At 71.4% G+C, this 12,665-nt stretch carries 12 protein-coding genes and 1 pseudogene; 8 read left to right on the top strand and 5 right to left on the bottom strand.

What is annotated here, in order from left to right; all coding sequences use genetic code 11:
• The first annotated feature begins 19 nt into the window (after positions 1-19).
• The 4 genes from leuS (at position 20) to VFR90_RS14895 (ending at position 5,136) form a co-directional block, all read left to right on the top strand.
• Positions 20-2,698: a leucine--tRNA ligase gene (leuS, locus tag VFR90_RS14910; RefSeq protein WP_326406939.1), complete on the top strand. Its 2,679-nt coding sequence runs from the start codon at positions 20-22 to the stop codon at positions 2,696-2,698.
• Positions 2,685-3,203: an LPS-assembly lipoprotein LptE gene (locus VFR90_RS14905; protein ID WP_326406938.1), complete on the top strand. Its 519-nt coding sequence runs from the start codon at positions 2,685-2,687 to the stop codon at positions 3,201-3,203. Before leuS ends, VFR90_RS14905 begins: the two co-directional genes overlap by 14 nt.
• 4 nt (positions 3,204-3,207) lie before the next feature.
• Complete coding sequence (gene holA / locus VFR90_RS14900) at positions 3,208-4,323, top strand: DNA polymerase III subunit delta (RefSeq protein WP_326406937.1); 1,116 nt, start codon at positions 3,208-3,210, stop codon at positions 4,321-4,323.
• Positions 4,324-4,494: 171 nt separating this feature from the next.
• Positions 4,495-5,136 (top strand): hypothetical protein, encoded by a 642-nt coding sequence (locus VFR90_RS14895; RefSeq protein ID WP_326406936.1) that lies wholly within the window; start codon positions 4,495-4,497, stop codon positions 5,134-5,136.
• 70 nt (positions 5,137-5,206) lie between these two features.
• Here the strand turns inward: VFR90_RS14895 and VFR90_RS14890 are convergent, their stop codons facing one another.
• Genes VFR90_RS14890 through thiL form a run of 4 tightly spaced genes read right to left on the bottom strand, consistent with a single transcriptional unit; the run spans position 5,207 to position 8,180 of the window.
• On the bottom strand, positions 5,207-6,109 hold the full coding sequence (locus VFR90_RS14890) for an aldo/keto reductase (RefSeq protein ID WP_326406935.1): 903 nt from the start codon (positions 6,107-6,109) through the stop codon (positions 5,207-5,209).
• Positions 6,110-6,162: 53 nt separating this feature from the next.
• Complete coding sequence (locus VFR90_RS14885; RefSeq protein WP_326406934.1) at positions 6,163-6,639, bottom strand: CinA family protein; 477 nt, start codon at positions 6,637-6,639, stop codon at positions 6,163-6,165.
• A 7-nt stretch (positions 6,640-6,646) separates the two neighbouring features.
• Entirely contained in the window at positions 6,647-7,195 is a 549-nt protein-coding gene (locus VFR90_RS14880; RefSeq protein ID WP_414676542.1) for a phosphatidylglycerophosphatase A family protein, read from the bottom strand.
• A 10-nt stretch (positions 7,196-7,205) separates the two neighbouring features.
• On the bottom strand, positions 7,206-8,180 hold the full coding sequence (gene thiL, locus VFR90_RS14875) for a thiamine-phosphate kinase (protein ID WP_326406933.1): 975 nt from the start codon (positions 8,178-8,180) through the stop codon (positions 7,206-7,208).
• A gap of 117 nt (positions 8,181-8,297) precedes the next feature.
• On the opposite strand from thiL, the pseudogene VFR90_RS14870 reads away from it, so the two are divergent.
• The 4 genes and pseudogenes from VFR90_RS14870 to VFR90_RS14855 all read left to right on the top strand — a co-directional run.
• Positions 8,298-10,646: pseudogene (locus tag VFR90_RS14870) on the top strand (NADP-dependent malic enzyme); the annotation flags it as partial.
• A 272-nt stretch (positions 10,647-10,918) separates the two neighbouring features.
• Positions 10,919-11,239: a guanyl-specific ribonuclease gene (locus tag VFR90_RS14865; protein ID WP_326407119.1), complete on the top strand. Its 321-nt coding sequence runs from the start codon at positions 10,919-10,921 to the stop codon at positions 11,237-11,239.
• A 39-nt stretch (positions 11,240-11,278) separates the two neighbouring features.
• Positions 11,279-11,674 (top strand): barstar family protein, encoded by a 396-nt coding sequence (locus VFR90_RS14860; RefSeq protein ID WP_326406931.1) that lies wholly within the window; start codon positions 11,279-11,281, stop codon positions 11,672-11,674.
• Between the two features lie 35 nt (positions 11,675-11,709).
• On the top strand, positions 11,710-11,835 hold the full coding sequence (locus tag VFR90_RS14855) for a hypothetical protein (RefSeq protein ID WP_326406930.1): 126 nt from the start codon (positions 11,710-11,712) through the stop codon (positions 11,833-11,835).
• 54 nt (positions 11,836-11,889) lie between these two features.
• Here VFR90_RS14855 and rsmA read toward each other — a convergent pair whose 3' ends face one another.
• Positions 11,890-12,648 (bottom strand): 16S rRNA (adenine(1518)-N(6)/adenine(1519)-N(6))-dimethyltransferase RsmA, encoded by a 759-nt coding sequence (gene rsmA / locus VFR90_RS14850; protein ID WP_326406929.1) that lies wholly within the window; start codon positions 12,646-12,648, stop codon positions 11,890-11,892.
• Positions 12,649-12,665: the final 17 nt, after the last annotated feature.

The following is a 12,665-nucleotide window of genomic DNA, read 5'->3' as shown; positions in this document are numbered from 1 at the left end:
CGCCTAAACTCGCTCGACCATGAGCGCCCCCCAAGAATCCGTCGCGAACTACCGGCCGCAAGAGGTCGAAGCCCAGGCCCAGCAGCACTGGCAGGAACGCGGGGCCTACCGCGTCGAGGAACACGCCGTCGGCACGGACGGCCGGCCGCGCCCGAAGTTCTACGCCTGCTCGATGCTTCCCTACCCGAGCGGCAAGCTGCACATGGGCCATGTGCGCAACTACACCATCAACGACATGATGGCCCGCTACCTGCGGATGAAGGGCCACAACGTGCTGATGCCGATGGGCTGGGACGCCTTCGGCCTGCCGGCGGAGAACGCGGCGATCGCCAGCGGCGTGCCGCCCGCACAGTGGACGCGCGCCAACATCGCCGACATGAAGGCGCAGATGCAGCCGCTCGGGCTGGCCTTCGACTGGAAGCGCGAGGTCGCCACCTGCGACCCCGACTACTACCGCTGGAACCAGTGGTTCTTCCTGAAGATGCTCGAGAAGGGCATCGCCTACCGCAAGACGCAGATCGTCAACTGGGACCCGGTCGACCAGACGGTGCTCGCGAACGAGCAGGTCGAGAACGGCCGCGGCTGGCGCAGCGGCGCCATCGTCGAGAAGCGCGAGATCCCCGGCTACTACCTCGCGATCACGCAGTACGCCGACGAACTGCTCGCCAACGTCGCCGACCCGTCCGCGCCGGGCTACCTGCACGGCTGGCCCGAGCGCGTGCGGCTGATGCAGGAGCACTGGATCGGCCGCAGCGAAGGCGTGCGCTTCGCCTTCCCGCACGCGATCACCGATGCGAGCGGCGCGCTGATCGGCGACGGCCGGCTGTACGTCTTCACCACGCGCGCCGACACGATCATGGGCGTGACCTTCTGCGCCGTCGCGCCCGAACACCCGCTCGCGACGCACGCCGCGCAGACGAACCCGAAGGTCGCCGCCTTCATCGAGGCCTGCAAGGCCGGCGGCACCACCGAAGCCGAGCTCGCGACGAAGGACAAGGAGGGCGTGCCCACCGGCCTGGTCGTCACGCATCCGCTTTCGGGGCTGGACGTGCCGGTGTGGGTCGGCAACTACGTGCTGATGGGCTACGGCGACGGCGCGGTGATGGGCGTGCCCGCGCACGACGAGCGCGACTTCGCGTTCGCGAAGAAGTACGGCATCGACATCCTGCAGGTGATCCACGTCGACGGCGAGCACTTCGACTACCGGCACTGGCACGAGTGGTACGCCGACAAGCAACGCGGCATCACCATCAACTCGCACAACTGGAGCGGACTCGCGCACCGGGACGCGATCGACGCGGTCGCGCATGCGCTCGAAGCCAAGGGCCTGGGCGGCAAGAAGACGACTTGGCGGCTGCGCGACTGGGGCATCAGCCGCCAGCGCTACTGGGGCACGCCGATCCCGATCATCCATTGCGACGCCTGCGGATCGGTGCCGGTGCCCGAGCGCGACCTGCCGGTCGTGCTGCCGGAAGACCTGGTGCCCGACGGCAGCGGCAACCCGCTGAGCAAGCACGCCGGCTTCCTGAACGTCGCCTGCCCGGCGTGCGGCAAGCCGGCGCAGCGCGAGACCGACACGATGGACACCTTCGTCGATTCGGCCTGGTACTACATGCGCTACGCCTGCCCGGACGCGCCGACGATGGTCGATGCGCGCAACGACTACTGGAACCCGATGGACCAGTACATCGGCGGCATCGAGCATGCGGTGCTGCACCTGCTCTACGCCCGGTTCTGGACGAAGGCGATGCGCGACCTCGGCCTAGTGAAGTTCGACGAGCCCTTCACCCGGCTCTTCACGCAGGGGATGCTGCTCAACGAGTGCTTCTACCGGGACGACGCGGGCGGCAAGCGCCGCTGGTTCTACCCGAGCGAGGTCGAGATCGCCTACGACGACAAGGGCGCGCCGGTCGCGGCCAAGGCGAAGGACGACGGCCAGCCGGTGATGCTCGGCGGCATCGAGAAGATGTCGAAGAGCAAGAACAACGTCGTCGAGCCGCGCGACATCATCGCCAGGTTCGGCGCCGACACCGCGCGGCTGTTCACGATGTTCGCGGGCCCGCCCGACCAGAGCGCGGCGTGGTCGGACAGCGGGGCCGAGGGGAGCTTTCGCTACCTGCGCCGGCTGTGGTCGCAGGCGATGCGGCACAAGGAAGGCGTGCGGGCGGCCGGGCCGGACACCACCGGCGCCTCGCGCGCCGCGCAGGACCTGCGGCGCGAGGTGCACGCGCTGCTGCGCCAGATCACCCACGACTACGACCGGCTGCAATACAACACCGTCGTCTCGGGGGCGATGAAGCTGCTGAACGCGCTCGACGGCGCGACGCTGCAGGACGCGCCCGCCGACGACGCGGTTCGCCGCGAAGCCTTCGGCATCCTGCTGCGCGTGCTCTACCCGGCGGCACCCCACATCGCGCATGCGTTGTGGACCGAGCTCGGCTACGTCGCCGCCTACGGCGATCTGCTCGACGCGCCCTGGCCGCAGGTCGACGAGGCCGCGCTGCTGCAAGACGAGATCGAGCTCGTGCTGCAGGTCAACGGCAAGCACCGCGGCTCGATCACCGTGCCGGCTGCGGCCGCGAAGGCCGCGATCGAGGCGGCCGCGCTGGCCGCGCCCGAGTTCGCGAAGTTCGCCGAGGGGCGCAGCCCGAAGAAGGTGGTGATCGTGCCGGGGCGGCTCGTCAATGTGGTCGTCTGAACGCTCGCGCCGCGCGCTGCTCGGCGCCGCGCTGCTGGCGCCCGTCGCCGCGCCGCTCGCCGGCTGCGGCTTCAAGCTGCGCCAGCCGCCGGTGCTCGCGTTCTCGACGATCCAGCTCGCCGGCTTCCAGCCGCGCTCGGCCTTCATCGAGGCGCTGCGCCGCTCGATCGAGGCCAGCGGCGCGACCCGCGTCGTCGAGACCCCGGCGCAGGCGCAGGTGGTGCTCGAGACGATCGAAGAGGCGCGCGACCGCGTCGTCTCCGCGCAGACGGCCGCCGGCCAGGTGCGCGACCTCACGCTGCGCAGCCGCTTCACCTTTCGCCTGCGCACGCCCGCCGGCCGCGTGCTGATCCGCGACACGCCGCTGATCCTCGAGCGCCCGCTGAGCTTCAACGAGACCCAGGCGCTCGCGAAGGAGCAGGAAGAGGCGACGCTCTACCGCGCGATGCAGGCCGACATCGTCGATCAGGTGATGCGGCAGCTCGCGGCCGTGCCGCCTCCGTGAACCGATGCAGCTCAGGCTCGACGCACTCGAGGCGCAGCTCGCACGCGGCCTGAAGCCGCTGTACCTGCTGCACGGCGACGAGCCGCTGCTCGCGCAGGAAGCGGCCGACGCGATCCGCGCCGCCGCGCGCCGTGCGGGCTACGAGGAGCGCGAGGTCCACAGCGTCGCCGGCGCACGCTTCGACTGGAGCTCGCTGCTCGGCTCGGCCGCGTCGATGAGCCTGTTCGCCGCCTCCAAGATCGTCGAGATCCGCATCCCCTCGGGCAAGCCAGGCAAGGACGGTTCGCAGGCCTTGCAGCGCTATGCCGAGACCTTGCGCGGCGACGAACCCGCGGGCGTGCTGACAATCGTCAGCACCGGCCGGCTCGACCGCCAGCAGCAGCAAAGCGCCTGGTTCGCCGCGCTCGACGCGGCCGGCGTGTCGCTGCGGCTTGACCCGGTCGAACGCGCCGCGCTGCCGGCGTGGATCGCGCAGCGGCTCGCGCGCCAGGGGCAGCGGGTGCGAGCCGGCGAGGAGGGCCAGCGCACGCTGGCCTTCTTCGCCGATCGCGTCGAAGGCCACCTGCTCGCGGCGCGCCAGGAGATCGACAAGCTCGGCCTGCTGCATCCGCCGGGCGAGCTGAGCTACGAGCAGGTCGCCGCGGCGGTGCTGAACGTCGCGCGCTACGGCGTGCCGCAGCTGGCCGAGGCGGTCTGGGCCGGACAGGCGGCGCGCTCGCTGCGCATGCTCGACGGCCTCGCGGCCGAGGGCGAATCGGCGGTCTTCGTGCACTGGACGCTGGCCGAGGACCTGCGCGCGCTGCGCGCCTGCAAGGCCGCGGCGGCCGGCGGCCGGCCGCTCGCGATGGCGCTGCGCGAGCAGCGCGTCTGGGGCACGAAGGAAAAGCTGTTCGAGCGGCTGCTGCCGCGGCTCGACGCGCTCGCGCTCGATGCGCTGCTGGCCGACGCGCACGTGGTCGACGGCATCTGCAAGGGCCTGCCCGATGCGCGCTGGCCGGCCGACGCCTGGCAGGCGCTGCGAGCCTGGCTGCTGGGCCTGGGCGACGCGGTGCGCGCGGCGCTGGCCGGCAGCGGCGCCGGCCGGGCGGCACCGCTGCGGCTGGCGGTGCCGGCGGCCTGATCGGCCGGCTGCGGCGGAACCGGCCGCGCATGACGGACCGCACGTCGGCGGCGCGGCGACGGATCAGCCGGTCACAAGGCCTACACGGCGTAACACCCATTCAGGGGGGTCGGCCACGACACTGCCGAGATGTAACCGCAACTGCGGCGGCCTTCGATCCGGTTATTGCGCATGCTGAAGCTCATCGTCGTCTTCGTCCACCTGCTCGCCGTCTGCACCGCGCTGGGCGCGATCATCGCGACGGACCTGCGGCTGCTCGCGCGGCTGCGCGAACGCAGGCTGCGGCTGGCGCCGCCGAATGCCTACGTGATGCGGTTGGTGGGCGTGTCGCTGGCCGTGCTGTGGGCGAGCGGCGCGCTGCTCCTGTGGCTGGGCCACCAGGAGGACCCCGCCTACCTGAGCGGCAATCCGAAGCTGATCGGCAAGCTGATGCTGGTCGCCGTGCTGACGCTTAACGCCGCCTGGCTGCACCTGCACACCTTCCGCTGGCTCGCCCGCGCGCGTCGCGTCGCGCGCTGGCGCTTCAGCGAGACGATCGCGGTGGCGGCGCCGGTGGCGGTGTCGAACAGCCTTTGGCTGTACTGCGCCTTCCTCGGCATCGCCCGGCCCTGGAACGGCGTCGTGCCCCTCGGCCGCGTGCTCGAAGGCGGCGCGGTCGTGTTCCTGCTGAGCTTCGCGGCGGTGCTGGCGGTGCTGATCGCCGTGGGCCGCGACACCGCGCGCGCCGAGCGTCGCCGCGCCGGCCGCGCGACGACGCAGCCCGGCGCGGTCGGCGACTGGCTGCACGACCGCGCGCTCGGCGGGCGCACCTGACCGACCCACGCGCCGCCGCGCGCCGGGCCCGCGCGAACCGCAGCGGCCGGAACGCCGCATCGAGCGGCTCTCAAACCAGCGCGCGCACCGCGTCCTCGATGCGCCGCCGCAGTGCGGCGTCGGGCAGCCGCCCGCGCCCGGCCGCCATGTTCTGCAGCATGTGCGCCGGATCGCCGGTGGCCGGGATCGCGCAGGTCACGCCCGGGTGGCTCACCACCCACTTCAGCAGCAGCTGGGGCCAGCCGGCCGCGTCGATGTCGCGCGCCCAGCCGGGCAGCGGCTTACCTTCGAGCCGCCGCGGCAGCGCGCCGCCGTCGAAGGGCCGGTTGACGATCACCGCGATGCCACGTGTCGCCGCCTCGGCGATCAGCGGCTCGGCGCTCGTGTCGGCGAGGTTGTAGGTCAGCTGGATCGCATCGAGCGGCTCGCGCCTGACCAGCGCCAGCATCTCGTCGTGGCGCCGGCCGTGCGAGGTGGTGGCGCCGAGGAAGCGCACCTCGCCGCGATCGCGCGCCGCGCGCAGCGTCTTGAGGTGCGCGGCGGTGTTGAGCAGGTTGTGCACCTGCTGGAGATCGAGCCGCGCGAGCTTCCACAGCGCCAGCGAATCGGCGTGCTGCTCGGCACCGGAGGCGTCGAACGGCGTCCAGACCTTGGTCGCGGCGAACAGCTTGCCGGCGCGCACCGCGTCGCGCGGCAGCAGCTCGCCGACGACGCGCTCGGCGCGGCCGTACATCGGCGACGAGTCGATCACGCCGCCGCCGGCCTCGAAGAAGTGCCGCAGCACCTGCCGGCGCCGCTCGAGCGCGGCCGGGTTCGGGCCGACGTCGAAGGTCTGCCAAGTGCCCATGCCGATCAGCGGCAGCGGCTGCGGCGCGCCCGTGCGCAGGCCGATCGGGCGCGTGACCGGCTCGGCGGCGCGCAGGCCGGTCGAGGCGCCGGTCAGCGCGGCGGCGAGGAAGGCGCGGCGGTCCATGCCGCGAAGGCTAGCGAGCCGCCCGAATCCCTGGGCGCGGCGCGGCGAATCGCTCAGGCGGCCGCGTCGAGCAGCAGTTCCAGTGCGCGGCCGGTCGCGGCGCGCCGGACCGCCTCGCGATCGCCGGGCCAGAGCCGCGATTCGGCATGCGTCGCGCCGCCACTTCGCGCAACCGCGATCCACACGGTGCCGACCGGCTTCGCCGCCGAGCCGCCGCCGGGGCCGGCGACGCCGGTGATGGCGACCGCGAGTTCGACGCCGGCACGCCCGCGGGCGCCCTCGGCCATCGCCCGCGCGACCGCTTCGCTGACCGCGCCGTGCTGCGCGATCAACGCGGCCGGCACGCCGAGCAGCTCGGTCTTCGCGGCATTGCTGTAGCTGACGAAGCCGCGCTCGAACCAGTCGCTCGAGCCGGCGAGCGCGGTGCATGCGGCGGCGACGAGGCCGCCGGTGCAGCTCTCGGCGGTGGCGAGGCGCCAGCCGCGCGCGGTCATCCGTGCTGCGAGCCGGGCGACGAGCGCGTCGTGCATCGGCGCCTCAGGACAGGAATCGCCACAGCGCGACCGGAAGCAGCGTGCACAGCGCGGCGACCAGGTCGTCGAACAGGATGCCGAAGCCGGCGCGCCAGCCGATGCGCGGATCGCGGCGGCGCTTGAACACCGCGTCGGCCCAGCCCACCGGCCCGGGCTTGACCACGTCGAGCAGCCGGAACAACACGAAGGCCAGCAGCTCGGCGCCGAAGCCGGCCGGCGTGAGCAGCCACAGCACCAGCCAGAAGCCGAGCACCTCGTCCCAGACGATGCAGGACGGATCCCCGTTGCCGAGGTGGCGCGCGGTCAGCGTGCTCGCCCACACGCCGAGCACGAGCGAGGCGGCGATGAGCACGGCCCACTGCGCGTCGTCGAGCCCGCCGTCGAGCACCGTGAACGCGAGCCAGGCCCACAGGGTGCCGACGGTGCCCGGCGCCAGCGGGCTCAAGCCGGCGCCGAAGCCGAGGGCGATCAGATGCGCCGGATGCGACAGCATGAAGCGCACGTTTGCGCGGCGCGGCGGCGGCGCGGCGGGGTCGAAGGGCGTGTCGTTCACCGCGCGCTGCTCAGGCGAAGTGATCGAACGACGGCCAGGCGCCTTCGAGCGGGCCGCCGGCCTGGTCGACGATGCGAAGGCCCGGCTCGGCTTCGATGCGGCCGACGCGGCGCACGGCGCAGCCGGCCTGCGCGGCGGCAGCTTCCACCTCCGCGCGCCGGCCCGCGGGCACCGTGAAGACCAGCTCGTAGTCGTCGCCGCCGGCCAGCGTGCACAGGCGCTGCAGCGCGAGCGGCTGCGCGGCCAGCTCCGCGCTGCGCGGCAGCGCGTCGGCTTCCAGCGTCGCGCCGACCGCGCTTGCGCGCAGCAGATGGCCGAGGTCGCCGGTGAGGCCATCGGAGACGTCGATCGCCGCGCCAGCGAGCCCGCGCAACGCGACGCCGAGCGCGACGCGCGGCTCCGGGCATTCCATCGCGCGGCGCACCCGCTCGAAGGCCGTCCCTTCCAGCGCGACCGTGCCGCGGAAGACTTCGAGCGCGAGCCGCGCATCGCCGAGGCCGCCTTGCGGCGCGTGGCTGACCCACAGATCGTCGCCGGCCCGCGCGCCGCTGCGCAGGATCGCCCCGGGCGCTGCGCGGCCGTCGCCGACCTCGCCGAACACGGTGATGCACAGGTTCAGCGGGCCGCAGGTGGTGTCGCCGCCGACCAGTTCGCAACCGTGCCGCTCGGCCAGCGCGTGCAGGCCGCCGGCGAAGGCTTCCAGCCAAGCCGCATCCGGCCGCGGCAGCGCGAGCGCCAGCGTGCAGGCCAGCGGCTCGGCACCGCAGGCGGCGAGGTCGCTCAGATTGACCGCCAGCGCCTTGTGGCCGAGCCGGCGCGCATCGACGGTGGGCAGGAAGTGCCGGCCTTCGACCAGCATGTCGCAGGACACCGCGAGCCGGTGGCCGGCGCGCGGCGCGATCACCGCACAGTCGTCGCCAGGGCCGACGACGGCACGCTGCGTGGGGCGCGCGAAGTGGCGCGCGATCAGTTCGAATTCGCCCAAGGTCGACTGCCGGTCAAGGCACGCGGCGCATGCCGCTTGCGGGGGCTGGATGATGGCAGCGCGGCCCGCCCGGTCGCGGCTTCCGGCCGCACGCGGCGCGCAGGCCGAGGCTTAGACTCGCCCGCCCGAGCCACTGCCGATTTGCGCATGTCCACCTACGAAGAAAAGCGCGCCGAGTTGCGCCGCGCGGCACTCGAATACCACGAGTTCCCGACGCCCGGCAAGGTGGCGATCGCGGCGACGAAGCAGCTGCTCAACCAGCGCGACCTGGCGCTCGCGTATTCGCCAGGGGTCGCGGCGGCCTGCGAGGAAATCGTCGCCGACCCGACCAACGCCTTCCGCTACACCGCGCGCGGCAACCTTGTCGCGGTGATCACCAACGGCACCGCCGTGCTCGGCCTGGGCGACATCGGCCCGCTGGCTTCCAAGCCGGTGATGGAAGGCAAGGCGGTGCTGTTCAAGAAGTTCGCCGGCATCGACGTCTTCGACATCGAGGTCAACGAGAAGAACCTCGACAAGCTCTGCGACGTGATCGCCGCGCTCGAGCCCACCTTCGGCGGCATCAACCTCGAGGACATCAAGGCGCCCGACTGCTTCTACGTCGAGCGGCAGTTGCGCGAGCGCATGAAGATCCCCGTCTTCCACGACGATCAGCACGGCACCGCGATCGTCGTCGGCGCGGCGCTGATCAACGGGCTGAAGGTGGTCGGCAAGGACATCAGGAACGTCAAGCTCGTGACCTCCGGCGCCGGTGCCGCGGCGCTCGCTTGCCTGAACCTGCTGGTCAAGCTCGGCCTGCCGCGCGAGAACATCTGGGCGACCGACCTCGCCGGCCTCGTCTACCAGGGTCGTACCGAGCTGATGGATCCCGACAAGGCCGAGTTCGCGCAGCCGACCGCCCAGCGCACGCTCGCCGAGGCGATCGCCGGCGCCGACGTCTTCCTCGGCCTCTCGGCCGCGGGCGTGCTCAAGAGCGAAATGGTCGCGTCGATGGCGCGCGCGCCGATCATCTTCGCGCTCGCGAATCCGAACCCCGAGATCACGCCCGAGGACGTGAAGGCGGTGCGCGACGACGCGATCATGGCCACCGGCCGCACCGACTATCCGAACCAGGTCAACAACGTCCTGTGCTTCCCGTACATCTTCCGGGGCGCGCTCGACAGCGGCGCGACGACGATCACCGACGCGATGGAGATCGCCGCGGTGCACGCGATCGCCGATCTTGCGCAGGCCGAGCAAAGCGAGGTGGTCGCCGCGGCCTATGCCGGGGCAACGCTCAGCTTCGGGCCCGAATACCTGATCCCCAAGCCTTTCGATCCGCGCCTGATGATGAAGATCGCGCCGGCGGTGGCGAAGGCTGCGGCCGAGTCGGGCGTCGCGCTGCGTCCGATCGCCGACATGACGGCCTACGTCGAGAAGCTGCAGAGCTTCGTCTATGCATCGGGCACGACGATGCGGCCGATCTTCGCGCTCGCCAAGCGCGCCGAGCACAAGCGCGTCGCCTTCGCCGAGGGCGAGGAGGAGCGGGTGCTGCGCGCGGTGCAGGTGGTGCTCGACGAAGGGCTGGCGCGGCCGACGCTGATCGGCCGGCCCGCGGTGATCGCACAGCGCATCGGGAAGTTCGGCCTGCGGATGAAGGAAGGCGCCGACTACGACATCGTCAACGTCGAGCAGGATCACCGCTACCGCGACTTCTGGCAGACCTACCACCGCATGACCGAACGCAAGGGCGTGACGGTGCAGGTCGCGAAGATCGAGATGCGACGCCGGCTGACGCTGATCGGCGCGATGCTGCTGCACAAGGGCGAGGTCGACGGCCTGCTGTGCGGCACCTGGGGCACGACCGCGAACCATCTGCACTACATCGATCAGGTCATCGGCACCCGCCAGGGCGGCAGCCCCAACACGCCGCAGGACGTGCGGGTCTACGCCTGCATGAACGGGCTCATGCTGCCGGGCCGGCAGCTGTTCCTGGTGGACACCCACGTCAACGGGAACCCGACGGCCGAGGAGCTGTGCGAAATCACCTGCATGGCGGCCGAGGAGATGCTGCGCTTCGGCGTCAAGCCGAAGGCCGCCCTGCTGAGCCACTCCAACTTCGGCAGCAGCGACCTGCCCAGCGCCGTGAAAATGCGCAAGACCCTGGCGCTGCTGCGCGAGCAGGCGCCGTGGCTCGAGGTGGACGGCGAGATGCACGGCGACCTCGCGCTCGACGGCGAGGAGCGCGCCGCCCTGATGCCGAGCAGCACGCTGCAGGGCAACGCCAACCTGCTGGTGCTGCCCGACATCGACTCCGCCAACATCGCCTACAACTTGCTCAAGACGGCAGCCGGCGGCGGCATCGCGATCGGACCGGTGCTGCTGGGCGCAGCCAAGCCGGTGCACATCCTCACGCCATCGGCAACGGTGCGCCGCATCGTGAACCTGACAGCGCTGACGGTCGCCGACATCAACGCTGCCCGCTGATCCAAGGCGGTGCGGGCGTCGAACAACGGAGCTTGAAGTCCCGCAAGGAAGTTTGCGCACGCCCACCTGAGCGAATAGCCCCGCCCTGGTGCTGAAAATTGAGGCAAAGCCTTGAGGTCGGAGCGCCTCTTGGCTACCATCTCGCCTTCGTTTTTAGGGGATAACCCGTGGTTTTCACCGGCTGGTCATACCGGTCTACAGAGCACGGCTGGCGCGGATGGGTGGCATCGGCCGCCATCGCGACGGCGCTGTGGACGGCAACGGCCGGCACGCTGACGGTGCAGGCCCGCGAGTCGGGCAGCGGCAGCGCGGTGGCACTGGCGACGCTGCCGTCCGAAGCCCAGCGCACGCACCGGGCCATCCGCAGCGGCGGCCCCTTCCAGTATTCGAAAGACGGCGTGGTGTTCGGCAACCGCGAGCGTCTGCTCCCGAAACATCCTCGTGGCTACTACCGCGAGTACACCGTGCCGACGCCGGGCCTGAGCCATCGGGGCGCCCGGCGCATCGTCTGCGGCGGGGCCGTGCCGGTGGCGCCCGACGCTTGCTACTACACCGACGATCACTACGCGAGCTTCCGCCTCATCGCGCAGTGAATTGACCATCGACGCCGACCGAGGGGGAACAAGATCATGATGCCTTTGCACACCGTCCGCCCGAACATCGTCCAGGCCATCCGCGCTTTCCGCGTGGAAGACCTGCAGGCCGCGGCCCAGGATCTGGGCCAGCACTTCCTCTACGCGAACCTGGGCCAGGCGCAGTCGAAGCAGGAAGTGCTCGACGGCATTGCCGACGCCTTCACCTTCCCCTTGCACTTCGGCAAGAACCTCGACGCGCTCTACGACTGCATGACCGATCTGGTCCACAAGTCGGGTGCACAGCCAGGTTTTGTCGTCGTGCTCGAGCAGTTGCCCGACCACGCGAAGTTCGACCGCGAAGCGCGCGAACAGCTGCTCGACGTCTTCCGGGACGCCGCCGACTTCTGGGGGGAACGAAAAATACCCTTCAGGTGCTTCTATTCTTTTCAGTAGCCCGCTCCCCGGACATCGGGCAGGGAGAGCGGGCGATGGAAGCCCAGGACGAGACCCCCAAGCGCGAGCCGAAGGCCAGCAAGGCGACGGCCGGACTCATCAGCGTGCAACTGCCGCCGATGAGCAGCGCCTTCGACACCGGCTGGCTGGTCGCCGCCTAGCCGAGGCGCGCGCCGCCTCTGCGAACGACGGGCCCTGCGGGGCCCGTTCTTCTTTTAGGCCAGCTCGCGCGCGAGCGCGACGTACTCGGCCACCGGCACCTCTTCGGCACGCCGCTGCGTGTCGAACTCGCCGGCGAAGCCGCGCGCCTCGAGCCAGCGGCCGAGCGTGTGGCGCAGCAGCTTGCGCCGCTGCGAGAACGCGGTCGCCACCAGCGCTTCGAGCAGCGTCGCATCGAGAGTCGCGGCCTGTGTCAGCGGCTGCATCCTCACCACCGCGGACTCGACGCGCGGCGGCGGTTCGAAGGCCTCGGGCGGGACGTCGAGCACGGATTCGATGTCGTAGCGCCACTGCAGCATCACCGACAGCCGCCCGTAGTCCTTGCCGCCGGGCGCCGCGGCCATCCGTTCGACGACTTCCTTCTGCAGCATGAAGTGCTGGTCGGTGACCGCCTCCGCGAGCGGCAACAGGTGGAAGAGGATCGGCGACGAGATGTTGTAGGGCAGGTTGCCGACGATGCGCAGCGGCTGCGCCCGCTCGCGCGCCAGTGCTTCGAAGTCGACCTTCAGCACGTCGGCCTCGATCACCTCGAGCCCCGCGCGCCGGCGCAGCCGCGCCGCGAGGTTGCGATCCAGCTCGATCACCGTCAGCCGCTCGCAGCGTTCGAGCAGCGGCACGGTCAGCGCGCCGAGCCCAGGGCCGATCTCGACCAGCGCCTCGCCGGGCCGCGGGTCGATCGCATCGACGATGCGGTCGAGCACGCCGGCATCGGTCAGGAAGTGCTGGCCGAAGCGCTTGCGAGGGACGTGCTTCAAGCGGAGGTCACCCGCCG

The organism is Methylibium sp. (assembly GCF_035762065.1).
Taxonomy (GTDB): Bacteria; Pseudomonadota; Gammaproteobacteria; order Burkholderiales; family Burkholderiaceae_C; genus Methylibium.
Note: the sequence above shows the minus strand (reverse complement) of the source record. Positions and strands in the feature narration are given on the sequence as shown.

What these genes read in the sequence shown, in the direction of transcription:
- VFR90_RS14885 (WP_326406934.1), bottom strand. Translation starts at nt 6,639, where the DNA reads ATGCACGACGCGCTCGTCGCCCGGCTCGCAGCACGGATGACCGCGCGC.
- VFR90_RS14860 (WP_326406931.1), top strand. Translation starts at nt 11,279, where the DNA reads ATGCCTTTGCACACCGTCCGCCCGAACATCGTCCAGGCCATCCGCGCT.
- VFR90_RS14855 (WP_326406930.1), top strand. Translation starts at nt 11,710, where the DNA reads ATGGAAGCCCAGGACGAGACCCCCAAGCGCGAGCCGAAGGCCAGCAAG.
- VFR90_RS14905 (WP_326406938.1), top strand. Translation starts at nt 2,685, where the DNA reads ATGTGGTCGTCTGAACGCTCGCGCCGCGCGCTGCTCGGCGCCGCGCTG.
- leuS (WP_326406939.1), top strand. Translation starts at nt 20, where the DNA reads ATGAGCGCCCCCCAAGAATCCGTCGCGAACTACCGGCCGCAAGAGGTC.
- holA (WP_326406937.1), top strand. Translation starts at nt 3,208, where the DNA reads ATGCAGCTCAGGCTCGACGCACTCGAGGCGCAGCTCGCACGCGGCCTG.
- VFR90_RS14890 (WP_326406935.1), bottom strand. Translation starts at nt 6,109, where the DNA reads ATGGACCGCCGCGCCTTCCTCGCCGCCGCGCTGACCGGCGCCTCGACC.
- VFR90_RS14895 (WP_326406936.1), top strand. Translation starts at nt 4,495, where the DNA reads ATGCTGAAGCTCATCGTCGTCTTCGTCCACCTGCTCGCCGTCTGCACC.